This is a genomic window from Mycobacterium toneyamaense (genome assembly GCF_055384815.1).
On the sequence record NZ_AP040333.1, the window covers coordinates 4261486 to 4286267 of the forward strand.

General features: G+C 67.1%; 22 protein-coding genes and 1 tRNA gene. 9 read left to right on the forward strand and 14 right to left on the reverse strand.

Annotated features, from left to right (window positions below):
- Positions 1 to 117 precede the first annotated feature (117 nt).
- Positions 118 to 873 carry an IclR family transcriptional regulator gene (locus ACZ5IQ_RS20520; protein ID WP_464480167.1) on the reverse strand — a complete coding sequence of 252 codons (756 nt, stop codon included), beginning with the start codon at positions 871 to 873 and terminating at the stop codon, positions 118 to 120.
- A gap of 139 nt (positions 874 to 1012) precedes the next feature.
- Here ACZ5IQ_RS20520 and ACZ5IQ_RS20525 point away from each other — a divergent pair, with 139 nt between their 5' ends.
- Positions 1013 to 1909, forward strand: a complete 897-nt coding sequence (locus tag ACZ5IQ_RS20525; protein WP_464480168.1) for an IclR family transcriptional regulator — start codon at positions 1013 to 1015, stop codon at positions 1907 to 1909.
- A gap of 5 nt (positions 1910 to 1914) precedes the next feature.
- On the opposite strand, the gene ACZ5IQ_RS20530 is transcribed toward ACZ5IQ_RS20525, so the two are convergent.
- The 6 genes from ACZ5IQ_RS20530 to ACZ5IQ_RS20555 all read right to left on the reverse strand — a co-directional run bounded on the left by ACZ5IQ_RS20530 (position 1915) and on the right by ACZ5IQ_RS20555 (position 7370).
- Positions 1915 to 3102, reverse strand: a complete 1188-nt coding sequence (locus ACZ5IQ_RS20530; RefSeq protein WP_464480169.1) for a cytochrome P450 — start codon at positions 3100 to 3102, stop codon at positions 1915 to 1917.
- Positions 3103 to 3232: 130 nt separating this feature from the next.
- Entirely contained in the window at positions 3233 to 3700 is a 468-nt protein-coding gene (locus tag ACZ5IQ_RS20535) for a hypothetical protein (RefSeq protein WP_464480170.1), read from the reverse strand.
- Positions 3701 to 3704: 4 nt separating this feature from the next.
- Complete coding sequence (locus ACZ5IQ_RS20540) at positions 3705 to 4961, reverse strand: DUF58 domain-containing protein (protein WP_346416419.1); 1257 nt, start codon at positions 4959 to 4961, stop codon at positions 3705 to 3707.
- The gene (locus tag ACZ5IQ_RS20545; RefSeq protein WP_346416420.1) at positions 4958 to 5926 is read right to left on the reverse strand and encodes an AAA family ATPase; all 969 of its coding nucleotides are present in this window, start codon (positions 5924 to 5926) and stop codon (positions 4958 to 4960) included. Before ACZ5IQ_RS20545 ends, ACZ5IQ_RS20540 begins: the two co-directional genes overlap by 4 nt.
- A complete protein-coding gene (locus tag ACZ5IQ_RS20550) occupies positions 5923 to 6372 on the reverse strand; it encodes a hypothetical protein (protein WP_464480171.1) in 450 nt (149 codons plus the stop codon). The genes ACZ5IQ_RS20545 and ACZ5IQ_RS20550 overlap by 4 nt, the downstream gene beginning before the upstream one ends.
- A gap of 29 nt (positions 6373 to 6401) precedes the next feature.
- On the reverse strand, positions 6402 to 7370 hold the full coding sequence (locus ACZ5IQ_RS20555) for a DUF4129 domain-containing protein (protein WP_464480172.1): 969 nt from the start codon (positions 7368 to 7370) through the stop codon (positions 6402 to 6404).
- A gap of 189 nt (positions 7371 to 7559) precedes the next feature.
- Here ACZ5IQ_RS20555 and ACZ5IQ_RS20560 point away from each other — a divergent pair, with 189 nt between their 5' ends.
- From ACZ5IQ_RS20560 to ACZ5IQ_RS20575, 4 genes are read left to right on the forward strand one after another with little or no spacing between them, the layout of a single operon-like run.
- A complete protein-coding gene (locus ACZ5IQ_RS20560) occupies positions 7560 to 9173 on the forward strand; it encodes a peptide ABC transporter substrate-binding protein (RefSeq protein ID WP_464480173.1) in 1614 nt (537 codons plus the stop codon).
- Between the two features lie 3 nt (positions 9174 to 9176).
- Complete coding sequence (locus tag ACZ5IQ_RS20565; RefSeq protein WP_318984138.1) at positions 9177 to 10103, forward strand: ABC transporter permease; 927 nt, start codon at positions 9177 to 9179, stop codon at positions 10101 to 10103.
- Entirely contained in the window at positions 10096 to 11055 is a 960-nt protein-coding gene (locus tag ACZ5IQ_RS20570) for an ABC transporter permease (RefSeq protein WP_464480174.1), read from the forward strand. Before ACZ5IQ_RS20565 ends, ACZ5IQ_RS20570 begins: the two co-directional genes overlap by 8 nt.
- Positions 11055 to 12758, forward strand: coding sequence for a dipeptide ABC transporter ATP-binding protein (locus ACZ5IQ_RS20575; protein WP_464480175.1), 1704 nt, complete (start codon positions 11055 to 11057; stop codon positions 12756 to 12758). Before ACZ5IQ_RS20570 ends, ACZ5IQ_RS20575 begins: the two co-directional genes overlap by 1 nt.
- Before the next feature lie 63 nt (positions 12759 to 12821).
- On the opposite strand, the gene ACZ5IQ_RS20580 is transcribed toward ACZ5IQ_RS20575, so the two are convergent.
- From ACZ5IQ_RS20580 to ACZ5IQ_RS20595, 4 genes are all read right to left on the reverse strand, one after another.
- Positions 12822 to 13178 (reverse strand): cupin domain-containing protein, encoded by a 357-nt coding sequence (locus tag ACZ5IQ_RS20580; protein ID WP_212806541.1) that lies wholly within the window; start codon positions 13176 to 13178, stop codon positions 12822 to 12824.
- 121 nt (positions 13179 to 13299) lie between these two features.
- Positions 13300 to 13373: transfer RNA gene (locus ACZ5IQ_RS20585), tRNA-Met, on the reverse strand.
- A gap of 144 nt (positions 13374 to 13517) precedes the next feature.
- Positions 13518 to 16505 carry a UPF0182 family protein gene (locus ACZ5IQ_RS20590; RefSeq protein WP_212806542.1) on the reverse strand — a complete coding sequence of 996 codons (2988 nt, stop codon included), beginning with the start codon at positions 16503 to 16505 and terminating at the stop codon, positions 13518 to 13520.
- A gap of 90 nt (positions 16506 to 16595) precedes the next feature.
- Positions 16596 to 17621 carry a YlbL family protein gene (locus tag ACZ5IQ_RS20595; protein WP_318984135.1) on the reverse strand — a complete coding sequence of 342 codons (1026 nt, stop codon included), beginning with the start codon at positions 17619 to 17621 and terminating at the stop codon, positions 16596 to 16598.
- Between the two features lie 89 nt (positions 17622 to 17710).
- Between ACZ5IQ_RS20595 and ACZ5IQ_RS20600 the strand changes: the two genes are divergently transcribed.
- Genes ACZ5IQ_RS20600 through ACZ5IQ_RS20610 form a run of 3 tightly spaced genes read left to right on the forward strand, consistent with a single transcriptional unit; the run spans position 17711 to position 21385 of the window.
- Positions 17711 to 19105, forward strand: coding sequence for a zinc-dependent metalloprotease (locus ACZ5IQ_RS20600; protein WP_318984134.1), 1395 nt, complete (start codon positions 17711 to 17713; stop codon positions 19103 to 19105).
- Positions 19106 to 19159: 54 nt separating this feature from the next.
- The gene (locus tag ACZ5IQ_RS20605) at positions 19160 to 20017 is read left to right on the forward strand and encodes a TOMM precursor leader peptide-binding protein (protein WP_464480176.1); all 858 of its coding nucleotides are present in this window, start codon (positions 19160 to 19162) and stop codon (positions 20015 to 20017) included.
- A gap of 42 nt (positions 20018 to 20059) precedes the next feature.
- Entirely contained in the window at positions 20060 to 21385 is a 1326-nt protein-coding gene (locus tag ACZ5IQ_RS20610; protein ID WP_464480177.1) for a macrolide-binding ATPase MABP-1, read from the forward strand.
- 122 nt (positions 21386 to 21507) lie between these two features.
- On the opposite strand, the gene ACZ5IQ_RS20615 is transcribed toward ACZ5IQ_RS20610, so the two are convergent.
- The 3 genes from ACZ5IQ_RS20615 to ACZ5IQ_RS20625 all read right to left on the reverse strand — a co-directional run bounded on the left by ACZ5IQ_RS20615 (position 21508) and on the right by ACZ5IQ_RS20625 (position 24458).
- Positions 21508 to 21771, reverse strand: a complete 264-nt coding sequence (locus tag ACZ5IQ_RS20615; RefSeq protein ID WP_029105582.1) for a WhiB family transcriptional regulator — start codon at positions 21769 to 21771, stop codon at positions 21508 to 21510.
- 152 nt (positions 21772 to 21923) lie between these two features.
- Complete coding sequence (locus tag ACZ5IQ_RS20620; RefSeq protein WP_318984132.1) at positions 21924 to 22184, reverse strand: hypothetical protein; 261 nt, start codon at positions 22182 to 22184, stop codon at positions 21924 to 21926.
- A gap of 162 nt (positions 22185 to 22346) precedes the next feature.
- A complete protein-coding gene (locus ACZ5IQ_RS20625; protein ID WP_464480178.1) occupies positions 22347 to 24458 on the reverse strand; it encodes an ATP-dependent DNA helicase UvrD2 in 2112 nt (703 codons plus the stop codon).
- A gap of 83 nt (positions 24459 to 24541) precedes the next feature.
- Here ACZ5IQ_RS20625 and mrx1 point away from each other — a divergent pair, with 83 nt between their 5' ends.
- Complete coding sequence (mrx1, locus tag ACZ5IQ_RS20630; protein ID WP_212806548.1) at positions 24542 to 24778, forward strand: mycoredoxin; 237 nt, start codon at positions 24542 to 24544, stop codon at positions 24776 to 24778.
- Positions 24779 to 24782: the final 4 nt, after the last annotated feature.

Consider the following 24782-nt stretch of genomic DNA (forward strand, 5'->3'; position numbering starts at 1 on the left):
GACATTCTCGTCGGCCACCAGCCCATCACATGCGACCACGCCGAGCCGCACCACCGCAGCTACGGTTCCGATGAGCGGAACTACCCACTGCGCCAGCAACATTCGCGCACCGGACGATCAACGCACGGCTCGCAGTCGACGCACTCCGGCCGGTCGGCCCGAATACGCTCGCCAGACGCGTGCGGCAGTCGTCTGAACCAGGGCCACCAGCCGATGGTCAGGTGCCATCCGGCCGGCTGCTCCACTTATCGATACCGCAGCGCAGATCTCGCCTCCGCGCCCGATCGGAGCGGCCAAACACGCTATCCCGGTCAATGTTTCGTCCCGGTCTTCCGCGAAGCCCCGTGCCCGCACCAGCGCCAGCTCCTCACGCAGCGCACCCGATGTCGCCGCCTCGACCGCAGCCAGCCGGCCGGCCGGTACGTGCGCGAGCATCGCCCGCCCCATGGCCGAGGACTGCGCCGGATGGCGACGGCCCGCCGCCGGCGTAGCCGTGACCGCAGCCCGGTCACCGACGACGCCCAGATGCACGACATCGAGACCATCGAGGATGGCCAGGTTCACGGTGTGACCGGTGGCCTGATGCAGGTCCCAGAGAAACGGCATGGCCGCGCGGTGCAGCCGATCCTGATGTATCGCAAGGTAACCCAATTCGGCCAGCCGAAATCCGAGTTCGTAGTCGCGTCCATTTCGCCGGAGCCAGCCGAGCTCGACCAGATGCTCGAGGATGCGGTGGACGGACGTTCTGGGTAGGCCCGTGCGCCGGACGATCTGCGTGAAGGTCTGCCGGCCAGGCCCGTCAAACGTGCCGAGCACCAGGGATGCCCGCTCGAGAACTGCACTGGGCGGGCAGCTTTCGACCTCGACGCTCATGCTTGTTGCTCCTGATTTTTGCGATGTCCTGATGTCAAGTGATGTCAGCCTGAAGCAGACGACGGCATATCGCCAGAGAAATTGATAAAGTGACGAATATGCGCCATTTCTCGCCAGCTGGCTCCGTCCAGGACCACGTGTGACGGCCGCGGACGCGCCTGCACGCGTCGATTCACCACCGACCGACCGCGTCGTGGCGGTATTGGAGTTCATCGCCACCGAAGCCGAGCCGGTATCGGTGGCCGCCATGGCATCTCGCCTCGAACTGAGCCGGTCGACGGTGACGTCGATCCTGGCGGCACTTTCGAAGGCGGGCTGGGTGACGCGGCAGGCCGACCGCCGCTACCGGCTGGGCCCCGGTCTGCTGCGGCTCGCCGGTGCGGTGCAGTCGCAGCTGACCCCCTCGGAGGCCTTCTCCCATGTGCTGGCCGAGCTCGCCGACCGGGTCGGGTGTGCCGTCTCCTTGGCGCTCGTCGACCAGACCGAAATGACCATGGTCGGTGTCGCCGCCGGGCCGGGCCAGGTGCCCGCCGGCGTCGACACCGGGGCGCGCCTGCCGATGACCGCGCCGTTGGGTGTGTCGGTCATGGCCTATCGCAACAAGCAGTCACAACACGACTGGATCGATACGGCGCCGGCGGCCCACCGTCCGGTACTGCAGGCGTTGCTACGCCAGGTCCGCCGTAGCGGAGTGGCCGTGTTCGGCGCCGACGGTGCCGCACTCGAGATCCTCGAGGTCGTGGGCGAGGTCGTCGGATTGCTGGCCGAGCACCCCCGCAGCGGCGCCCTCAGGCAGCGGTTGTTCCAGTTCCTGAGCAGATTGAGCGCCCGGCCCTACACCACCGAGGAACTGGCTGCCGACGCCGCACTGTCGATCAGTTACCTGTCCGCTCCGGTGTTCGATCGCGGCGGCAATGCCGTCTACGAATTGCAGATCGGCTGCCTGAGATCACAGGTGAGCCGCGCCGAGCGTGACGAATACGTCCGTGAAATACGCTCGACCGCAGCTACTTTGACCGAACTCACCGGCACCTGACGGAATCACTGCGGATCGAAGACGACCTGCAGGTGGTCGGGGCCGCGCAACTCGGTTCCGAGTCGTCCGGCGATCCGGACACTGGACGGATCGGCGAGCCGTAGGCCGGGCAGTCGGTTCAGCAGCACCTTCACCGCGATCTCCATCTGCGTGGTGGCCAGCGCCTGGCCGAGGCACACGTGCGGCCCGGTGCCGAAGCTCAGCTGTGCGGTCGCATGCCGGCTGGTGTCGAAGAGGTCGGGGTTTGTGTACACGGCGGGGTCCCGGTTGGCCGCCGCGATGGCCAGCAGCAGCCACGTGCCCGCGGCAATGTCGATGCCGTGCCAGGTCACGTCAGTGGCCGCGAAGCGCGGAATGATCGACGGCCCGGGTTCCCAGCGCAATCCTTCCTGCACCGCCCACCGGGCCTCGTCCGGATCGTTCCGGACCCGATCGAGCTGGTCTTGATGAGTGAGCAACGCCCACAACGTGTTTCCGAGACTCAGGTAGGTCGTGTCCACCCCCGCCGGAAACAGGAGCCGGACGAACGAATAGATCTCCTCGTCGGTCAGCCGGACGCCGTCGACCTCGGTGGTGACGAGCTTGGACAACAGATCGTCGGACGGGTTCTGCCGTTTGTCCTCGACCAGCGGCCGGAGGTAGTCCGTGAACGACTCCCGGGCTCGCATCGCGGCGTCGGGATCCGTCGGGTAGAAGAACAAGTCGTGGGCCCACTTGGCGAACAGGGCATAGTCGTCCACCGGGAGACCCAACAGCTCGTTGGTGATCCGGAACGGGTACTGCTGGGTGAATTCCGTGACCAGGTCGGCCCGGCCCCTGCCGGCGAACTGGTCGACGAGGTCCTGCGCGATCGGCTCGAGCAGTTCGGCACTGTACGTCTTGATGAGTGCTCGACGGAATGCCGGCGAGACGAGCGCGCGGTTGGTGCGGTGCTCTTGACCGGCCATGCATTGCAGCGTCTTGCCCATGGCGGGGCCGGTCGTCATGCCGTACATCGCCGCGGCCGGGAACGTCTCCTCGTCCTTGAAGAGGTCGGTGACCAACTCGTCGCTGAGAATGATCAGCGCGGGCATGCCGTGGAAACGCGCCTCGGCGTACGGCGCGCGGGCCCGTAGGTCGCGCAATACACCGTGCAGGTCGGACAGTTCCTCAGCACCGAAATCCACGAACTCGCCGCTCACAACCGCTGTCACCGTGATCTCCTTCATGAGCCTGTCGGAAACGGCTCTCGACCAGGAGAATGCTCGACGGATCATTCGGGCGCACTACGGGTTTCGGTCACCGGAACTTTGGTTTCGGGAAATTCCGCTGATTGGAACTCCTCTAGCGGTTCGACTCGGTGTGCGGTGCCAACGCCAGCCAATAGAGCGCGACCACCGCCGGCGGCGCCAGCAGCGGCAGCCACGGTAGGCCCAGATCCACCGCGCCGGCGACCACACCGACGAGCGTGAACCCAAGCATGGCAAGCAATGTCGGCCTGGTCAGGGTGACCACCCCGGCGCCCGCCGCATGCCGCATCAGCAGGTACGCGGCCGCGGAGAGTCCCGACAGCGCCGCGACCAGTGCCGGCGAGTCGGACAGCGCCAGCACCACCACCGTGAGCAGCACCGCCCCCGTCGCCGCAGCCCGGAACGCCAGCCCGGCCACCATTGCCGCCAGTGCCGACACGGCAACAATCACGGCCGTGCCGTGGGCCCCCACACCGGCCACCGCGACCATGAGGACGCCGAAACCAGCCGAAAGTGCCTGGGCACCAGGCTGACCCAACCGGGTTGCCGCGTCGGCCGTCATCGCGTCACCGCCTCGCGGCCCGCCGGCGTGCCGGCATCAACCGCAGCGCCTGATCCAGAGTGACAGTCGACGGCCACGGCACGACGTCGACGCCGACGATCCCCATGTCGCGGTACATCGCGTGGCGCTGCAGCGCCCACATGCGGGCCAGCGTCGGATCCCGTTCGCCGTCGAACGGAGGCCCTTCGAGCACGTCGACCGCCACCACGGTGTGCCGGCGGTTCCGCAGCTCGGTGAGTGCCAACGCGAATGCGGTGTCGAGCAACGTCGAGAAGGCGAACACGATCGCGCCCGGCGGGACGGCCGCGCGCGGCGCCAATGTGCCTGTCGTGGTTTCGTATTCCCGCCCGACGGCCATCGCGGCGTCGAGCACGCGGTAGAACTGGCGCTGACCGATGTCGGCGCCGATCCACCGCGGCCGCGCGCTACCGAGCGCGACGATGCCGGCGCGGTCACCATTCCGCAGCGCGCTCTGCACCACCTGCGCGGCGCCGAGCACGACCCGCTCCATCGCGGCAGAGGCCGGGCCGAGAGGCTGCATGCTCGTGTCGATGAGCACGACCACGTCCGCGGCGCGGTGGGTCAACCGTTCGGTGACATGGAGCCGGCCCCGGCGGGCGCTCACCGGCCAGTTGATGGTGCGCAACTGGTCGCCGGGAAGATAGGCACGGACGTCCGCATACTCGACACCCGGTCCGACGTGCCGGGTGAGATGCGTGCCGAGCCGGTCGGGTAATTCGATACGCGGTATGGGTGTCGATTGGGGCGGCGCAACGGGAAAGGCGAAGACTTCGGCGGTTTCGACAGTGCCCGTCCCGGCCAGCAGTCCCCCGCCCGCCACCGCGTCGACGACGGCCCGGATCGGATAGCGTCCCCAGCGCTCGGCCCGCACCGCGACGGTCTGCAGCGGTGCGGCACTGCTCTCGAGAACCTCGATGTCCATGCCTGATTCGACCGACACCGTCACCTCGGCTGCGATGGTCGGCGCGTCCGTCGTCACCCACACCGTCAGCCGCGTCTCGTCGTTCTCGAAACAGCGGGTCAGCCCCGGCTGCCCCTGCACGTACACCTTGGCAGACGGGCGCTGCCAACTGATCGAGCACAGCACACCGAGCATCGGCGCCGCGAAGGCGACGAGCTGCCACCGCGGACCCAGCACGGCGGCGGCGAGGGCCACGCCGGCACAGGTGGCGATGGCCTTCGTGAGCGATGAGGCACGCCAGCGTAATTCGACTTCACGGGGCTCGGTCGCATGTGTCACGACGGCCCACCACGGGTCCGCGGCACCGGCAGGCGTTGCAGTAGCTGTGCCACGATGTCGCCGCCGTGGACACTGCGGACCCACATCTCCGGCTTCAGACTGATCCGGTGCGAAATCACCGGAATGGCAAGTGCTTTGACGTCCTCGGGGATCACGTAGTCCCGGCCGAACAACAGCGCACGCGCACGGGCAAGTTGCACGAGATCGAGCTCGGCCCGGGGGCTGGCTCCGACGACAACCTGCGGGTGACTACGACTGGCCGCCGCCAGTGACACCACGTAGTGCAGGACGTCGTCGTGCACCGTCACCTGCTCGACCGACTCGCGCATGGCGAGCAGATCATGGGCATCGACAATCTGTTTCACCATCGGCTCGGCGGAACCACGTTCGAGGCGGCGGCGCAGCATCACCGTTTCGTCGGTACCCGACAGGTACTTCAGTTCGACTCGGACCGCGAATCTGTCGAGCTGTGCCTCCGGCAGCGGATACGTGCCCTCGTACTCGATCGGGTTGTCCGTGGCAAGGACGATGAACGGTGCCGGCAACCGGTGGGTTTCGCCGTCGATGCTCACCTGGCTTTCCGCCATGGCCTCCAGCAGTGCGGCCTGCGTCTTGGGCGGCGTCCGGTTGATCTCGTCGCCCAGCAGCAGGTTGGTGAAGATCGGCCCGCGCCGGAACTCGAACCGCCCGGACTGCATGTCGTAGATGGTCGAACCGAGCAGATCAGCGGGCAGCAGGTCCGGAGTGAACTGCACACGGGTGAAGGCCAGGCCCAGCGCTCGCGCAAAAGACTTGGCGATCAACGTCTTTCCCAGTCCCGGCAGGTCCTCGATGAGCACATGGCCACCCGCGAGCACGGCGGTCAAGATCAGTGTCAACGCGGCTCGCTTGCCCACCACAACGCGTTCGATCTCGTCGAGCACCGCCTCGGAATGGGCCGTCGTCAGCTCCGCCGGCATGGTCATAGCCGCTCCAATCGGTGCAGGATTTCGTCGAGCGTGGCCCGGCCCGGCCCGGGCTCGTCGCGGCTGGACCGACGGACGTCGTGCGGATCCACCCACTGCCACAACTGATCCCCGAAGACCATCCGGCCGGTGGCTTGCATTGCGACCGGGTCCCTGGCCTGCTGTGGGCCGGTCGCCATGAAGAACTCCCGTGCCAATGTGGGCCGCAGGTGTTGATCCCAGTCGCCGCGCGTCGTCTCCGACCACTGGATCAGCGTTTCGGTCCGAACGATCCAGTCCCGCAACGACTCTTCCGCATCGTTCCCGGCCGGTTCGACGAACCGCGGTCCGCGGTCGACGAGCCGGCGCCGGACAGCCCACAGCACGAACACTGCGACAACCGCGGACACCCACCCGACCGCTCGGCGATCTCCGAGGACGAGCATGAGCAGTTCCGCTCCGATCACCAACGTAATCCCTACGATCTCAAGCCTCTTCATGTCAGGCTCCGCAACTCGTCGAGTACCCGGAGCAGCGCCCCGGCGGCGATCTCGCGGTGATGCTCGGTCATGACGTGCGGGCTGAAGCGCGCCTCGGCGAACAAGGCGACCAGCTCGGTCGCGCTGCCCGCGTGCAATGCATGGTGTTCGACGGCCCGGGCGAGTACTTCAGACGGCGTGTCCGATTCCTGTGGCGCGGCGCCGGGAGCGTCCGCCAGAGCCCGCTCCATTGCGGCGTAGCAGGCGATGATCGACTCGCGCGGCCCGCGGCTGCGGTCGCCGATCTCGGCCAGGCCGAATTCCGCTGCCCGCGTCAGGGTTTCGGGTGTGGACTCCCCGACCATCGGTTCCGGGCCGTCAGCGACCGGCGGCTGCGGTTCGGCAGCACGCCGGCTTCTGCGGACCAGGACACCGCCGACAGCCCACAGCAGCAACATCATCACGGTGGCGGCGAGCAGGTAGCCGAAGACGCTGGGCTCCTGTTGCGGCGGCGACATGGGCGGCCGCCCCGGTGCCGGTGACGGCGGCGGTGATGGCACCGGGGTGATCGGCGCTCTGTTCTGCGGGGGTTCCGCGAAGGGCAGAACAGGTAGTTGCAGCAGCTGCAGATGTGACAGCAGGAGCAGGATCACCAGCCAGGCGAGGAACACCCCGCCACCGATCAGCAGCAGACGGCGGACGGGCTTCCACGTGAGCTTGCCCTCGAACGACCCCGGCAACTGGAAGGCCGCCGACGCGCCCGGAGTCCTCGGACGCCGGAGCGATGCGATCAAGGCGATCGCGACGATGAGCACCGAGACGACCAGCAGGGTGTCGATGCCCACCTGACTCGCGGTGCCGCTTGCCCGCTTGTCGGGCTGCGGGTGACCGCTGCCGGGCAGATGGCCGCGCAGGGCGAGGGAAACGACGAACAGCAGTGCGAGCAGCGCGACCACACGCCCCAACGCCTTGTCGCTACCGTTCATCGGTACACCGCTCGATCGTTTGCCCTGTTTCCATCGTGGCACGTCATCGCCGCCGAAACTGCCGAAAGAGCGCGATGCGCTCGTCGCCTGACGTTCCTCGTCTGGCCGACGGAATCGACCTGTGGAAATGTGAAGCCACTCGATCGGAGGTCGGAAGTGAAATGGGCGGCAAGGTCATTGTGTTTGGCGATGACGGGCGTGGTGCTGGCCGCGTCGGGGTGCAGCCTGGAAGGCGCGCGCGGCAACTACGGCACCGGCCCGGACGCGATCATCACCGTCAACGGCGGTGAGCCACAGAACGGTCTGGTGCCCACCAACACCAACGAGAACATGGGCGGTCGCATCGTCGATTCGTTGTTCACGGGTCTGTACAGCTACACCGCTGACGGCACGCCGGTGTTGGCGAACGCGGAGTCCGTGGACACCACCGACAATCAGAACTACACCGTTCACCTCAGACGGGACTGGACCTTCACCGACGGCACCCCGGTGCGCGCCGAAAACTACGTCCGCGCATGGAATTTCGGTGCGGCGACCGTCAACGGACAACTGCAGCAGAGCTTCTTCTCACCGATCGAGGGGTACGACGCCGTCGCCGCCGAGGGTTCCCCGCTGACCGAGATGTCGGGCTTGAAGGTGGTGGACGACTACACCTTCACGGTGCGCCTCACCAGCCCCAACATCGACTTCAAACTGGGGCTCGGATTCACGCCGTTCAAGCCATTGCCCGATGTGTTCTTCGCCGAGGGCGCAGCCAAGTTCGGCGAGCACCCCGTCGGGAACGGCCCCTACATGCTCAAGGGCCCGGACGCCTGGCTGCACAACGTCAAGCTCGATGTGGTGCGCAACCCGAATTACAAGGGTCCGGACAAGCCGAAGAACGGTGGCCTGAGCTTCATCTTCTACAGCAGCTTCGACACCGCGTACACCGACCTCGAGTCCGGCAACCTCGACGTGCTCGACACTGTGCCGGTGAGCGCGTTGGGCACCTACAAGAAGGTGCTCGGGAAAAGGGCGCTGACCAAACCGACCGCCCAGAACTTGCAGCTCGGAATCCCCTATTTCCTCCCGCACTTCAGCGGCGAGGAGGGTCGCCTGCGACGCGCGGCGATTTCGATGGCGATCAACCGGCCCGAGATCATCAAGGCGATCTTCCGCGGCGCCCGCGGCGCGGCGGAAGACTTCACCGCCCGGTCGCTACCGGGCTGGGACGCGAACATCCCGGGCAATGACGTGCTGAAGTTCGATCCGGTCAAAGCCAAGCAACTGTGGGCGCAGGCTGACGCGATCGCGCCGTGGTCGGGATCGTTCGCGGTCGCGTACAACTCCGACGGCGATCACCAGGTGTGGGTGGACGCGCTGTCGAACCAGTTGAAGAATGCGCTCGGCATCGACGCGCACGGCGCGCCGCAGCCGACGTTCAAGCAGGTCCGGGACGAAATCACCAAGCGGACCATCCGGACGGCGTTCCGCAGCGGGTGGCAGGGCGACTACCCGTCGATGATCGAGTTCCTGCAGCCCCAGTTCGTGAGCGGCGCCGGCTCCAACGATCCGGTCTACAGTTCACCGGCGTTCGACGCGAAGCTGATCGAGGCTGAACGGGCGCTCGATCCGAACCAGTCGTATGCGCTGGTCAATCAGGCCCAGGCGATCCTGCTGCACGACCTCCCGGTGATCCCGCTCTGGGACTACATCGCGGCCGGCGGCGTCGGACCAGGTGTGACGGCCCAGCTGACCTGGAACGGTCTGGCCGATTTCACCCAGATCACCAAGGGCGACGACGCCGAGAACACCAAGGGATAACCGATGCTGAGATACGGATTGAGCCGGCTCGGGCAGGTGGTGATCGTGTTCTTCGGTGCCACCTTCCTGATCTATGCGCTCGTCTTCCTGCTGCCCGCCGACCCGATCTCCGCGCTGGGCGGCGGTAAGCCCATGTCGCCCGCGCTGATCGCGACGCTGCGCGCGCAGTACCACCTGGACCAGCCGTTCTACTCGCAGTACTGGCACTACATCAGCGGGGTGTTCCGGTTGGACTTCGGCACCTCCTTCTCGGGCCAGCCGGTGTTCGACGTGATGAAACGGGCCTTCCCCGTCACGGTCGATCTCGCGCTCATCGCGCTCGCCGTCGAGGCGGTGTTCGGTGTGACGTTCGGCGTGCTCGCGGGTCTGAACAAGGGCAAGTGGTTCGACACCACGATCCTGATCGTGACGCTCCTCATCGTCGCCGTCCCGATCTTCGTGATCGGCTTTGCGGCGCAGTACCTGTTCGGTGTGCGCTGGCAACTCTTCCCCGTCACCGTCGGCGGCCATCTCGACGTCTATCACCTGCTGCTGCCCGGATTCGTGCTCGGCGCGGTGTCGTTCGCCTACGTCGTCCGGCTGACCCGCTCGTCGGTCGCGGAGAACCTCTCGGCGGACTACGTGCGGACGGCGACGGCGAAGGGGCTGTCCCGTCCGCGGGTGATCCTGGTGCACGTCCTGCGCAACTCGCTGATCCCGGTGGTGACCTTTCTCGGCGCCGACCTCGGTGTGCTGATGGGCGGCGCGATCGTGACGGAAGGAATCTTCAACATTCCCGGAGTGGGCGGAACCATCTATCAGGCGGTGATCCGGGGCGAGTCGTCGACCGTCGTGTCCTTCGTGACCGTGCTCGTACTCATCTACCTGGCGTCCAACGTGGTGGTCGACCTGCTCTACGCCGCCCTCGACCCGAGGATCCGCTATGCCTGAGCCCCAGACGCAACCCACCCTCTACCCCGGCCAGGAGCGTTTCGTCGCGGGCCCGGACGTGGTCAGCGTCGCCGCGATCGACGCGGTCGACGCCGACGTGCAGCCGGCCGGCTTCTGGAAGTCCGCATGGCTGGAGCTGCGCACCAAGCCGGAGTTCGTCGTCTCGATACTCCTGCTGGCGATCATCGTGGTCGTCGTGCTCTTCCCGGGACTGTTCACCAGCCAGGACCCGCATTACGGTTCGCTCGAGCAGTCACTGCTCCCGCCCAGTGCCGAGCACTGGTTCGGGACCGACCGGCAGGGCTACGACATCTACACCCGAACGATCTACGGCGCCCGCGCCTCGGTGGCCGTGGGCGTGCTGACCACGATCGTCGTGGTCCTGATCGGCGGCCTGCTCGGCGCGGTAGCCGGCTTCTTCGGCGGCTGGATCGACTCGGTGATCGCGCGGCTGTCGGACATCTTCTTCGGCATCCCGCTGATCCTCGCGGCGGTGGTCACGATGCAGATGATCAGTTCTCGCACCGTGTTCACCGTGGTGATCGTGCTCGCGATCTTCAGCTGGCCGCAGATCGCGCGCATCGCCCGATCGGCCGCGATCGCGGTCCGCAACGAGGAGTTCATCACCGCGTCGCGGTCGCTGGGCGCGTCCCGGGTGCGCACCCTGTTCGCCCACGTCATACCCAACGCGCTGGGCCCGGTGATCGTCGTCGGCACCATCTCGCTGGGCATCTTCATCGTCACCGAGGCGACCCTGTCGTATCTCGGGATCGGATTACCGTCCACGGCAGTGTCGTGGGGCATCGACATCGCGGCCGGGCAGCAATTGCTCCGCGAGGGCACGCCAATCCTGTTCTACCCCGCGGCGGCGCTGGCGATCACCGTCCTCACCTTCATGATGCTCGGTGACGTGCTGCGCGACGCGCTGGACCCGAAGGCGAGGACCCGCTGATGACCGAGACGCCGAACGAGGGGGCCGCGCCCCTACTCGACATCCGCGACCTGCAGGTCGATTTCCGCGCGCAGGGCAAGTCGGTGCCCGCGGTGCGAGGCGCGAGCCTCACCGTCTACCCGGGGCAGACCGTGGCCATCGTCGGCGAGTCCGGGTCGGGTAAATCGACCACGGCCGCCGCAGTGCTGGGCCTGTTGCCGGGGACCGGCAAGGTGACCGGCGGTCAGATTCTGTTCGACGGCCAGGACCTGGCCACCACGTCGCGCCGCGACTTCGAGAAGATCCGGGGCAGCGGCGTCGGGCTGGTCCCGCAGGACCCCAACACCAACCTGAACCCGGTGTGGCGCGTCGGATTTCAGATCCGCGAAACCCTGCAGGCCAATGGCGCGGCGAAGCGGGGTGACGCGCGCAAACGCGCCATCGCGCTGCTCAGCGAGGCCGGCATGCGCGACGCCGACAAACGGGTCAATCAGTTCCCGCATGAGTACTCGGGCGGCATGCGCCAGCGGGCGCTGATCGCGATCGGACTCGCCTGCCGGCCGAAGCTGCTGATCGCCGACGAGCCGACCTCGGCCCTGGACGTGACGGTGCAACGGCAGATTCTGGACCATCTCGAGGAGTTGACCACCGAGCTCGGCACCGCGGTCCTACTCATCACGCACGATCTCGGCCTGGCCGCGGAACGCGCCAGCCACCTGGTCGTCATGTACAAGGGGCGGGTGGTCGAGTCGGGACCCGCCCTGCAAATCCTGCAGGACCCCCACCACGAGTACACCAAGCGGCTGGTGCGCGCGGCGCCCTCCTTGGCCGCGCGGCGCACCGACGGCGAGCTCGTGGGCGACCAGGCGCTGCAGCCGAAGGTCACCGGCACCGAATCCAGCCTGGACGTGTCGTCCGGCCCTCAGGACGTGCTGGTCGCGACCAACTTGATCAAAGACTTCCCGATCCGCGGTGCCGTCCCGTTCCGCGGCGGCTCGACCTTTCGCGCCGTGAACGATGTCAGTTTCACGCTGCGACGCGGGACGACCACCGCGGTGGTCGGCGAGTCCGGCTCGGGGAAGTCGACGGTGGCGCGCATGGTGCTGGGACTGTTGGAGGCGACCTCGGGCACAGTGCATTTCGACGGTAAGGACGTCACATCGCTGCGGGGCGCCGACGCGAAGGAGTTCCGCCGCCGGGTACAGCCGGTGTTCCAGAACCCGTACGGGTCACTGGATCCGATGTACTCCATCTACCGGGCGATCGCCGAGCCGCTGAACATCCACGGCATCGGAGACAAGTCCTCCCGCACCGCTCGCGTGAAGGAGCTGCTGGACCTGGTCGCACTGCCGCAGTCGGTCATGCAGCGCTTCCCCAACGAGCTGTCCGGCGGGCAGCGGCAGCGCGTCGCGATCGCCCGTGCCCTCGCGCTCAACCCCGAGGTGGTGGTGTGCGACGAGGCGGTGTCGGCGTTGGACGTGCTTGTGCAGGCACAGATCCTGACGCTCCTGCGCGATCTGCAGAACGAGCTCGGCCTGAGCTACCTGTTCATCACCCACGATCTGGCAGTGGTGAAGGAGATCGCCCACAACGTGATCGTGATGTCACGCGGCGAGGTGGTGGATTCCGGGCCCACCGACCAGGTGTACGAGAACCCGACGTCGGACTACACCCGGATGTTGATCGACGCGATCCCAGGCGGGACGATCGAGCTCGCCGGCTGATGCTGTGGCCGTGCGGCGCAGTGACTTTCGGGGATTGCCCAGCTGCCGGCTTTGCGGGCGCGGCTAACCCTGCGGGTAGAAGAGAAACAACACACAGCCCGACGCCGACTGCGGAATGTGCCATGATCCCGCCGGTGCGTGCAGGAAAGTCCCTGCGGGATAGTCGTTTACGCCGTCGTTGAACACGCCGGAGACGACGTACACTTCCTCTGGCCCTGGACTGTGATGGTCTTCGTCACCCCATACCGCGCCGGGGGCGATGGTCGTCACCGCCGCCTTGGCGCCATCTTCGCCCCGCCACAGCAGCCGGGCTGTGATGCCCGGGAAGATTTCGACCGGGTCGACGTCTGCCACTGACTTCCAGGCATACCCGGGGGCGTTGGGGCCGAACCAGGCTGCATCTCCTGCGACTGAGTCCACGGAATGCAAAACCAGGGCTCCCGTTGCGCTATTCCGACGACCCCACATTCCTGCTCGACGCCCCGATCCACCTGGACATGAAGAAGGCCCCCGGAGAGTTCTCCGGGGGCCTTCTCGCTAGTAGCGGGGACAGGATTCGAACCTGCGACCTCTGGGTTATGAGCCCAGCGAGCTACCGAGCTGCTCCACCCCGCGTCGGTGAATACAACGTTACCCAACGCTGCCGAATGAACCAAATCGTATGGTCAGACAGGGTTTTTGGGACCACCTGGTGAACCTGCGCCAGATGCAGAACTGCCCAACTCCCGAAGGAGTTGGGCAGTTTCTGACTCATGCGGACTACTTGGCGTCGCGGTACCTCGCCATGGCGTCGTCGAGCTTCTGCAGCGCGGCGCCGTACTGGGCGAAATTGCCGCTCTGCTGGGCCGCACGCATGCCGTCGAGGGCCGCGTTGACGTCTTGCAGGGCAGCCGCTTTCGCGGGCGACAGCGTCAGCGGCACGCCAGGTGACTGCACCGCGACCGGCGGGGGCTGCGGTCCCGCGGCAGGCGGCTGGACGGCCCCCGGAACGGCCGCCGGAGGCGGCGTGCCGGCCGGCACATCGGTCGGAGCCGGACCGGTCGCGGTGGCACCGGCGCCGGGCCCGAAGATGCCGTTGAGGGCGTCACGGACCGTCGGGCCGTAGCCGACCTTGTCGTTGTACATCATCGCCACGCGGATCAGTCGCGGGTACGACGAGGCCGCGTCACTGGCGCCCGGCGAGGCGTAAACCGGTGCGACATAGAGCAACCCGCCCTGCCCGACCGGCAGCGTCAAGAGATTGCCCCACCGGATCCGGTTCTGGTTGTCCCGGCCGATGACGCCGAGATCCTGGCTGACCGCGGTGTCGGTGCTGATCGCGTTGAACGCCAGCTTGGGACCGTTGACCTGACCCGGGATGGTCAGCACGGTGATCTTGCCGTACGTTGCCGGATCGGAGCTGGCGCTGATGTACGCCGCCAGGAAGTCCCGCCGAAACCGGTTCATCGCCGTGGTCAGCTGGAACGACGACGAATCACCACCCGTGGCAAGGTCTTTCGCGACGATGTAGTACGGCGGCTGGAAGCTGCTGGCCGTCGGGTTGGGATCGAGCGGCACGTCCCAGAAGTCCGATGTCGAGAAGAACGTCACCGGATCGTTGACGTGGTACTTGGCCAGCAGCATGCGCTGGACCTTGAACAGGTCCTCCGGGTAGCGCAGGTGCTCGGCGAGTTCCTTGCTGATGGCCGACTTCGGCTTCACGGTGTCCGGGAACACCTTCATCCACGCCTGCAGCACCGGGTCGTGCTCGTCCTGCTCGTACAGCGTGACGGTGCCGTCGTAGGCGTCGACGGTGGCCTTCACCGAGTTGCGGATGTACGAGACCTGCTTGTCCGGCAACATCCGGTTGACCGCAACCTCATTCGAGTCGGCGGTCGCACTCGACAGCGACGTCAGCTCCGAGTACGGGTAGTTGTCCAGGGTGGTGTAGCCGTCGACGATCCACACCATGCGCTTGTTGACGATCGCCGGGTAGACCGTCGAGTCGGTGGTCAGCCACGGCGCCACTGCCTCGACCCGGTGGGCCGGGTCACGGTTGAACAGAATCTTGCTGTTCGGCCCGATGACGCTGGAGAACAAGAAGTTCCGCTCGGCGAACTTGGCGGCGAAGACCGACCGGGCCAGCCAGTTGCCGATGTCCACACCACCGGTACCGCCGTAGGTGTAGTTCTTCGTCTCGGTGTTGGTCTCGTAGTCGTACTCGCGGTCGGCGCCGTTCTTGCCGACGATGGCGTAATCCGATGGCGCGCTGGCGATCACCGGACCGAAGTAGATGCGCGGCTGATCCAGCGGTGCCGGACCGGGCGACACGGCCGCGCCATTGGCGCCGACCACGCTGGCCAGGAACTCCGGGTAGCCGCCGTTCTGGTTGGGGTCATTGGCGATACCGCGCACGGTGTTGGCGGGCGAGGCGATGAAGCCGTTGCCGTGGGTGTAGACCGAGTGCTTGTTGATCCAGTCGCGCTGGTTGTCGATCAGCCGGTCCGGGTTCAATTCCCGTGCCGCGACGACGAAGTCGCGCAGCTTGCCGTCCGGCCCGTTGTAACGGTCGATGGACAGCTGGTCCGGGAAGCTGTAGAAGTTCTTGCCCTGCTGGAACTGCGTGAAGGCCGGCCCGACGATGGTCGGGTCGAGCAGGCGGATGTTCGACGTCGTCGCCCGGTCGGCCGCCACCTGCTCGGCGGTGGCGGGCGCGTTGCCGCTGTAGTCACGGTAGGTCACCGAATCGCCGGTCAACCCGTACGCGTCGCGCGTCGCCGTGATACTGCGACTGATGTAGTCGCGTTCCTTCTGCGCCGCATTGGGTTTGACGCTGAACTGCTCGACCAACATGGGCCAGCCGGCCCCGACGATCACCGAGCTCAGCAGCAGCAGGACCAAGCCGATCGCCGGAATCCGCAAGTCCCGCAGCACCAGCGCCGAGAACACGGCCACCGCGCAGATCACCGCGATCGCCAGCAGGATCAGCTTCGCCGGCAGCACCGCGTTGATGTCCGTGTAGCCGGCGCCGGTGAACGGCTTACCGGCCCGGGTGTGGCTGAGCAGCTCGTACCGGTCGAACCAGTAGGCAACGGCCTTGAGCAGCACCAGGATTCCCACCAGCGACACCAGCTGCATGCGCGCCGCGCGGCTGAGCGCGCCCTGGCGGCCCGACAAGCGGATGCCGCCGAACACGTAGTGGCCCAACAGGTTCCCGACCAGCATTAGGAAGACGCCGACGAACAGGTAGCCGAGCACCAGCCGGTAGAAGGGCAGGTCGAACGCGTAGAAGCCCAGATCCTTGCCGAATTCGGGATCGGTGATGCCGAACGAGCCGCCGTGCAGGAACAGCTGCACCCGCACCCAGTAGGTCTGCGCCACGAAGCCGCCCAGCAGCCCGATGAACGCCGGGACACCGATGGCGAACAACCGCAGTCGCGACAGGACGGTGGCGCGGTAGCGGGCCACCGGGTCATTGGGTCCGGACGCCGGCACGAACACCGGCCGGGACCGGTACGCCAGTGCCATTCCACCGAACGCCACGGCGCCGATGAAGACGCCGGCCACCAGGAAGACCACCAGACGCGTCACCAGGACGGTGCTGAACACCGAACGGAAGCCGACCTCACCGAACCACAGCCAGTCCACGTAGGCGTCGACCAGTCGCGGGCCGACCATCAACAAACCGACGATCAGCAGCGCGATCCCGACCAGGATTCGGCTTCGTCGCGTCAGCTTCGGCATCCTCGCCGCAGGCCGCATCCCCACTCGTCAGCTCCAGTCTGTTGAAAAGTCTGTATGAAATCTGAAAAGGCCAGCTTGACCTACGACTCTACGCAACCAGGGGTGATCGCGAGTTCAGCAGCGGGGAGGTTCGCCACCAGCGGACACGGCGTGCAGCGCGTCGACGGCACCACTGAGGTTCTCGACCTTGATCAGCCCGAGTCCGTCCAGGTGGGCCGAGACCGCTTCGGCGCAGTTCTCGGCGGGCACCATGAACACCGTCGCGCCGGCCTCGCGGGCCGCCAGCATCTTGTGCGTGATGCCGCCGATCGGGCCCACTTTGCCGTCATCGCCGATGGTGCCGGTACCCGCAACGAACTTGCCGCCGTTCAGGTTTCCGTCGGTCAGCTTGTCGACGACGGCGAGGCTGAACATCAGACCGGCCGACGGGCCACCGATGTTGGCGAGGTTGAAGTCGATGACGAACGGCGCCCACGGCGCGTTGAGCACCGTCGTACCGAGGTAGCCGTAGTCACGATCCTTGTTGGTGCCCAACGTGATGGTCGTGACGCCGATCCCGGCGTTCTTGCGCCGGTAGTCGAGCACGACGTGGTCACCGGGCTTGGTTTTCTTCAGCAGTCCGGTGAACTCTTCGACGGTGGCCACCGGAATACCGTTGACCGCATCGATGGCATCGCCGGGGCGCAATTGACCGGCCGAGGGGCCGGGATCGGCGACGGCCTGGACCGTCACCGCCTTCGGATACTTGAGGTAACTCAACGCCGCGTACTCGGCGTCTTCCTCGGAGTTCTTGAAGTCGGCGTTGTTGGCCTTGTCGACCTGCTCCTTGGACTTGTCCGGCGGGTACACCAGGTCGCGCGGCACCAGCTGCTCGCGGCCCGACATCCACAGCGCCAGCGCCTGGCCCAGCGTCAGCCCGTCGCTCTGCGACACCGTCGTCATGTTGAGGTGCCCGGACGTCGGGTGCACCTTGACGTCGCCCTTGATGTCGACGACCTTCTTGCCGTCGACCTCACCGAGCGTGTCGAACGTCGGGCCGGGACCCAGCGAGACGAAGGGCACGGTCACCACCGACACCAGTACGACGAACACGATGATCGGCACCAGAGCGACCACGAGCGTAGAAATCCGCCTGTTCACGCCGCCAACAGTAAAGCTCGTCGCTCGGTTCGCTGACAGCATGACCCGCGAAGCCACCCGCCGGCGATGCGGGCAGTACCGTTGACGGTATGGCTGACCTGCCTTTCGGCTTCTCCAGCGGCGAAGACCCCGACCGCGACAAGTCCAAGAAAGAACCTGGACCAGGCTCTTCCGGCGGCTCCTCGGACCCGTTCGGGTTCGGCAACGCGTTCGGCGGTCCCGGCGGCGCCGGCATGCCCGACCTCGGGCAGATCTTCACGCAGCTCGGCGCGATGTTCAGCGGCGCGGGCGCGTCGATGAACAATCCCCAGTCCGGCCCGGTCAACTACGACCTGGCCCGCAAGCTGGCGTCGAACTCGATCGGCTTCGTCAAGCCGGTGCCCGAGCAGACCGCGACGGCCATCTCCGACGCCGTGCATCTGGCGGAGACGTGGCTCGACGGCGTCACCGCCCTGCCGGCCGGCACCACCCGCGCCGTGGCGTGGACGCCGAGCGACTGGCTCGACAACACCCTCAACACCTGGAAGCGGCTGTGCGACCCGGTCGCCGAGCAGCTGTCGACGGTGTGGGTGTCGGCGTTGCCCGAAGAGGCCAAGGCGATGGCCGGCCCGCTGCTGGCGATGATGTCGCAGATGGGCGGCATGGCCTTCGGCTCGCAGCTGGGCCAGGCGCTGGGGACGCTGTCCAAGGAGGTGCTGACGTCCACCGACATCGGCCTGCCGCTGGGGCCGTCCGGCGTCGCCGCACTGATGCCCGAGGCCGTCGAAGCGTTCGGCGAAGGTCTCGAGCAGCCGCGCAGCGAGGTGCTGACATTCCTCGCGGCGCGCGAGGCTGCCCACCACCGGCTGTTCAGTCACGTGCCGTGGCTGGCCAGCCAGCTGCTCAGCGCCGTCGAAGCCTTCGCCAAGGGCATGAAGATCGACATGAGCGGCTTCGAGGAGATGGCCTCCGGCCTGGACCCGGCGTCGCTGATGGGCGACCCGGGCGCCATGGAGAAGCTGCTGAGCCAGGGCATGTTCGAACCGAAGGCCACCCCCGAGCAGGCCGCGGCGCTGGAACGACTGGAGACGCTGCTGGCGCTCATCGAGGGCTGGGTGCAGACCGTCGTCACCGCCGCACTCGGTGAGCGGCTGCCCGGCACGTCGGCGCTGAGCGAGACGCTGCGGCGTCGTCGCGCCACCGGCGGGCCCGCCGAGCAGACCTTCGCGACCCTCGTGGGCCTGGAACTGCGGCCGCGCAAGATGCGCGAGGCCGCCACGCTGTGGGAGAAGCTGACCGACGCCGTCGGCGCCGACAAGCGCGACGCCGTCTGGCAACACCCCGATCTGCTGCCCAGCGCCGCCGATCTCGACGAGCCCGCGGCCTTCATCGACCAGGCGCTCGGCGGCGACACCTCGGATCTCGACCAGGCGCTGGCCGATCTGGAGAAGGACCTCAAGCGGTCCGCCGACGAGGACGCGGGAGACGACCCAGCCGAGGGCTGAGTGCCTGTGGATAACTGATTCGCCGAATCGGCGTGCTGTTGGCACAGTTGGGCCATGACCACGTCTCGTCAGACCCTGAACCCGGCCATGCCGGTGTTGCAGCGGCCCGACGGGACGGTGCAGCTCGGCTGGGACCCGCGGCGCGCCATCGGCATTCGGCCACCGGACGGATTGACGGTCGGTGACCTGGCGGACCTGCTGCGCGGTATGCAGAGCGGCGTCGACGCCGAGAGCAGCCAGGCGCTCGCGCTGGCGGCCGGGCTGACCGATGTCGACGGCTGGACCGGCTTGGTCGACGCCCTGAACTCCGCGGGACTGTTACAGACGGCGCCGGATACCGGCCGGCGACCGGTATCGGTACGCATCCACGGCAGCGGCCCCCTCTCGGATCTGTTGGCCGGCGCCCTGAACTGTTCCGGAACCCGGGTGCGCACCAGCCGATTCGGCCACGTGGCCGTCACGCGGGATGCCGCCGATCTGGTGGTGCTGTCCGATTTCCTGGTCGCCGACCGCCGCCTGGTACGCGACCTGCACCGTGCCGGGGTCCCGCATCTGCCGGTGCGGATCCGGGACGGCACCGGGCTGATCGGTCCCCTCGTTTTGCCCGGGGCGACGAGTTGTCTGAACTGTGCCGACCTCCACCGCAGCGACCGCGACGCGTCGTGGCCGGTGCTGGCCGCCCAATTGGAGGGCACCGTCGGCAGCGCCGACCGGGCGACGGTACTGGCCACCGCGGCGGTGGCGCTCAACCAGGTGGACCGGGTGATCGACGCGATCCGCGGCGGCGGGGCCCGCGCAGAACCACCGCCGACGCTCGATGCCACCCTCGAATTCGACATCGGCTCGCGGACCACGGTGGTGCGCCGGTGGGCGCGTCATCCGCTGTGTGACTGGTGCGATCGACTGTCGTGACAACACGCGTTGCCATGTCGCTGCCGTGCACTCAGCAACGTCATGGATGATGTGAATGTGGCTGATATCAAACGGGGCAGTGTGGCACGCAACGCGAAGCTCGCCGGTCTGGCCGGCGGCATGGCGGGACGGGCGGCGCTGGGGTTGGGCAAGCGCCTGGCGGGCAGGTCCAAGGACGAGGTGACCGCCGAGCTGATGGACAAGGCGGCCAACCAGCTGTTCACCGTGCTGGGTGAACTCAAGGGCGGTGCGATGAAGGTCGGCCAGGCCCTGTCGGTGATGGAGGCGGCGATTCCCGAGCAGTACGGCAAGCCGTACCGCGAGGCGCTGACCAAGCTGCAGCGTGAAGCCCCGCCCCTGCCGGCCGCCAAGGTGCACCGCGTGCTCGACGCGCAGCTGGGTACCAAGTGGCGCGACCGCTTCCAGTCGTTCGACGACACGCCGGTCGCGTCGGCCAGCATCGGCCAGGTACACAAGGCCGTCTGGTCCGACGGCCGCGAGGTCGCGGTCAAAATCCAGTACCCCGGCGCCGACGAGGCGCTGCGTGCCGACCTGAAGACCATCCAGCGTCTGGTCGGCGTCTTCAAGCAGCTGGCGCCCGGCGCCGATGTCCAGGGCGTCGTCGACGAGCTGATCGACCGCACCGAGATGGAACTGGACTACCGGCTGGAGGCCGACAACCAGCGCGCCTTCGCCAAGGCCTACGCCGGGCACCCGCACTTCAAGGTGCCGGCGATCGTGGCCAGCGCGCCGAAGGTCGTCATCGCCGAGTGGATGGACGGCATCCCGATGTCGGTCATCATCCGGGAGGGCACCGTCGAGCAGCGCGACCTGATGGGTACCCGGCTGTCGGAGCTGACATTCGACGCGCCTGCGCGCCTGGAGATCATGCACGGGGACACCCACCCCGGGAACTTCATGCTGCTGCCCGACAGTCGCATGGGCGTCATCGACTTCGGCGCGGTGGCGCCACTGCCCGGTGGGCTGCCGACCGCGATCGGCGAGATGATCAGCCTGGCGCGGGACAAGAACTACGACAAACTGCTGCCGGTGATGGAGGAAGCCGGGTTCATCCAGCCGGGCGAAGAGGTCCCGATCTTCGAGGTCGACAACATGCTGCGGCAGTACGTCGAGCCGATCCAGACCGATGTCTTCCACTACACGCGGCGCTGGATCATGAAAATGGCTGCGGGCCAGTTGGACAACGGCGTGAACCAGATCAAGATGGCCCGTCAGCTCGACATGCCGCCGAATCTGGTCATCCCGCTGCGCGTGATCGCGTCGACCGTGGCGATCTGCTGTCAGCTGGACGCCCACGTCCCCGTGAAAGCCATTGCCACGGAACTGGTTCCGGGCTTCACGCCTTAGTCAACGGCGATTACGCGGCCGCTCGGCGCCGGCGAGCGGCCGCGTAATGCACGCCAAACACGGTGTGTCGGTGTGCAGACACGGCCGCTCGCGGTTGGTCCCCCCGGGGTTTGGCCGCGGGGTCATGCCGCGACGACGTCCTTACGCGGACGACCGCGCGGACGCTTGCGTGCGATGACGGCACCCCGTTCGAGGATCTCCCCACCCCAAACACCCCACGGCTCTTCACGTTCCAGCGCCTCGTTGAGGCACTGCAGCCGGATCGGGCAGTCGGCGCACAGCGCCTTGGCCTGTTCCAGCTGAGTGGGGTTGTCAGCGAACCACATATCGGGGTCGCCGACATGACATGGCACCGCCAGCCTTTGTCGGCAAGTCTGGCTAGTCATGTCCTCATCACCTACTTCCTGGTCGTCTTGCGTCTCATCTGTCTGATGGATCGGTGACCAGGTGGTGGTTTTGAGGTTGTGCCCCAAAAACATTGGCCACGGATCCGGTGGTTTCGGGTCCGTGGCCAGGTTTTGGCTGCTGTAGGCGCTACCTAAGTAGTGCCTCGCTTCACGGACGCGAAGGTCTTGGCGTTGCGCTTGCGCTGCGGGATGTCGGCGACATGTCCAGCCGTCGCGAGACGTGCCGCCGGCATAGCGGCGGCTGCAGCGACAGCGGGAATGGCGGGAACGTCAACGATCTGATGCCAACCGGCGCCGACGCGCGATACCGCCTCATAGGCGGCAGCGGTCAACGGCGCACGGGAACCAGAGACAGCGAGGACAGCGCCACGGGACGCATCAAAGCTGATCATCGGGGCCACCTCCTCAGCGGTCGACTGCGGATTCACGGGGTGTGAATTCGCGGGATTTCGTTGCGGCTTCGAGGCTAGACGTTACCACCAAAATCAGGCAAGCGATTTTTTGACCAGCAGTTTTGGCGCAATTTGCGTCATGTTTGGCGCAATTTAGTGGGGCTAACGGGACGCGTTCACCAATGCCAGCACATCCGGCCCGTATTGCTCCAGCTTGCGCGCACCGATGCCGGGAATGGCCACCAGCGCGGCATTGTCGGCCGGCAGGGCCTCGGCGATCGCGATCAAGGTGTTGTCGGTGAACACCACGTAGGCGGGCACCTTCATCTCCTGCGCGGTACGCAGGCGCCACTCCTTGAGCCGGCCGAGCAGCTCCTCGTCGAGGTTCGACGGGCACGATTCGCAGCGCCGCAACAGGATCGCGGTCGACGACGTCAGCGCCGCATTGCAGACCCGGCAGCGCGGCGCCGGACCCCGTTTACGTTGCGGCTGTTGGGGTTCCCGCCGGCTCTGCAGTGTCAGCCCGTTGAGGAACCGCGAGGGCTTACGGCTCTGCCGCCCGCCGGCGGCCCGGGCTAGCGCCCACGAAATCGTCAAATGCACTCTGGCCCTGGTGATTCCGACATAGAAGAGGCGGCGCTCCTCCTCGACGGGTTCGCTGTCCGCGCCGTGCGACAGAGCGTGCGAGATGGGCAGCGTGCCGTCGACCAGACCGACCAGGAACACCGCATCCCACTCGAGGCCCTTGGCGGCGTGCAGCGACGCCAGCGTGACGCCCTGCACCACCGGTGGGTGCCGCGAATCGGCGCGCTGGCGCAGCTCGACGAGCAGTCCCTGCAGGTCCAGGTTGGGACGCACCGCGACTTCCTGCTCGACCAATTCGACCAAGGCCAACAACGCATCCCAGCGTTCCCGGGCCTTGGTACCCGCCGGCGGCTCGGCCGTCAGGCCCAGCGGTTCCAGCAGATCCCGGACCAACTGGGGCAGCTCGACCCCGGCCACGTCGCCCTGGTGTCCCGCGGCGCGCTGCAGCGCCAGCAACGACTGCCGAATCTCCTGGCGGCTGAAGAAGCCCTCACCCCCACGCACCTGGAACGCCACCCCGGCCGCGGTGAGCGCCTCCTCGTACACCTCGGACTGCGCGTTGATGCGGTACAGCACCGCGATTTCCGAAGGGGCAGTTCCGGATTGGATGAGCTTCTTGATGGCGGCGGCGACCGCGTTGGCCTCGGCGACCTCGTCGGGGTGTTCCCGGAACACCGGCTTGGGCCCCGGATCGCGCTGACCGATGAGCTGCAACCGGCTGGCCGCCATCCGGCCGGACGCCGCCGAGATCACCTGATTGGCCAGCGACACCACCTGCGGCGTGCTGCGGTAGTCGCGCTCCAGCCGGATCAGCGCCGCATCGGGGAACCGCCGCGAGAAGTCGAGGAGGTATTGCGGGGTGGCGCCGGTGAACGAGTAGATGGTCTGGTTGGCGTCACCGACCACCGTCAGATCGTCGCGCTCCCCCACCCAGGCGTTGAGCACCCGCTGTTGCAGCGGGGTGACGTCCTGGTACTCGTCGACGACGAAGCAGCGGTAGCGGTCGCGGAATTCGCCGGCGACGGCGGCGTCGTTCTCGATGGCGGCGGCGGTGTGCAACAGCAGGTCGTCGAAGTCCAGCAGCGCCGACCCGTCGCGCCGGGCCTTGAGGCCCTCGTAACCGGCGTACACCGCGGCGACCTTGGCGGCGTCGAACGGGATGTCCCGCTCGATCTTGGCGACCTGCTCCGGGTACAGCTCGGGGCTGATGAGGGACGACTTGGCCCATTCGATCTCACCGGCGAGGTCGCGCACGTCGTCGGTACTGGCCTGAATACCCGCGCGGTTCGCCGCCTGTGCGACCACCGCGAACTTGCTGTCGAGCAACTCCCAGCCGGTGTCGCCAACCACGCGCGGCCAGAAGTACCGCAGCTGCCGCAGCGCCGCGGCGTGGAACGTCATGGCCTGAACGGCCCCGGTGCCTTGTGCTCCGTCGATCTCGTTTTCCAGGCTGCGGAGGCGGCCGCGCATCTCACCGGCGGCGCGTTGGGTGAATGTCACGGCCAGCACCTGACTCGGCGCGACGTGTCCGGCGGCGACGAGATAGGCGATGCGGCGGGTGATGGTGCGGGTCTTGCCCGTGCCGGCACCGGCCAGCACGCACACCGGGCCGCGGGGCGCGAGGACGGCCTCACGCTGTTCGTCGTCGAGGTCCTCAAGGAGTGTGGACGGCGGGGCCTCGGCTGGCATGGCCTCCATCATGGCAGGCGGGTGTGACACACGAGGCACCGCTGGGCGGCATGACGCGGCGATCGGATACGTTGAGGTGCGTTATGAGTGCACTGATCATGTACAGCACGACCTGGTGCGGCTACTGCAAGCGGCTCAAGACCGCGCTGAAGGCCGAAGGCATCTCCTACACCGAGATCGACATCGAGCAGGACCCGGCGGCCGCCGAGTTCGTCGGTTCGGTCAACAACGGCAACCACGTGGTTCCGACGGTGAAGTTCCCCGACGGCTCGACGCTGACCAACCCCAGCATCAAGGACGTCAAAGCCAAGCTGAGTTAGGGAT

Bases quoted from the DNA above. Each gene is read 5' to 3' on its own strand.
- ACZ5IQ_RS20535 (WP_464480170.1), bottom strand. From the start codon at position 3,700: ATGACGGCCGACGCGGCAACCCGGTTGGGTCAGCCTGGTGCCCAGGCA.
- ACZ5IQ_RS20610 (WP_464480177.1), top strand. From the start codon at position 20,060: ATGGATGATGTGAATGTGGCTGATATCAAACGGGGCAGTGTGGCACGC.
- ACZ5IQ_RS20545 (WP_346416420.1), bottom strand. From the start codon at position 5,926: ATGACCATGCCGGCGGAGCTGACGACGGCCCATTCCGAGGCGGTGCTC.
- ACZ5IQ_RS20620 (WP_318984132.1), bottom strand. From the start codon at position 22,184: ATGATCAGCTTTGATGCGTCCCGTGGCGCTGTCCTCGCTGTCTCTGGT.
- ACZ5IQ_RS20625 (WP_464480178.1), bottom strand. From the start codon at position 24,458: ATGCCAGCCGAGGCCCCGCCGTCCACACTCCTTGAGGACCTCGACGAC.
- ACZ5IQ_RS20555 (WP_464480172.1), bottom strand. From the start codon at position 7,370: ATGAACGGTAGCGACAAGGCGTTGGGGCGTGTGGTCGCGCTGCTCGCA.
- ACZ5IQ_RS20575 (WP_464480175.1), top strand. From the start codon at position 11,055: ATGACCGAGACGCCGAACGAGGGGGCCGCGCCCCTACTCGACATCCGC.
- ACZ5IQ_RS20605 (WP_464480176.1), top strand. From the start codon at position 19,160: ATGACCACGTCTCGTCAGACCCTGAACCCGGCCATGCCGGTGTTGCAG.
- ACZ5IQ_RS20520 (WP_464480167.1), bottom strand. From the start codon at position 873: ATGAGCGTCGAGGTCGAAAGCTGCCCGCCCAGTGCAGTTCTCGAGCGG.
- mrx1 (WP_212806548.1), top strand. From the start codon at position 24,542: ATGAGTGCACTGATCATGTACAGCACGACCTGGTGCGGCTACTGCAAG.
- ACZ5IQ_RS20615 (WP_029105582.1), bottom strand. From the start codon at position 21,771: ATGACTAGCCAGACTTGCCGACAAAGGCTGGCGGTGCCATGTCATGTC.
- ACZ5IQ_RS20600 (WP_318984134.1), top strand. From the start codon at position 17,711: ATGGCTGACCTGCCTTTCGGCTTCTCCAGCGGCGAAGACCCCGACCGC.
- ACZ5IQ_RS20565 (WP_318984138.1), top strand. From the start codon at position 9,177: ATGCTGAGATACGGATTGAGCCGGCTCGGGCAGGTGGTGATCGTGTTC.
- ACZ5IQ_RS20560 (WP_464480173.1), top strand. From the start codon at position 7,560: ATGACGGGCGTGGTGCTGGCCGCGTCGGGGTGCAGCCTGGAAGGCGCG.
- ACZ5IQ_RS20570 (WP_464480174.1), top strand. From the start codon at position 10,096: ATGCCTGAGCCCCAGACGCAACCCACCCTCTACCCCGGCCAGGAGCGT.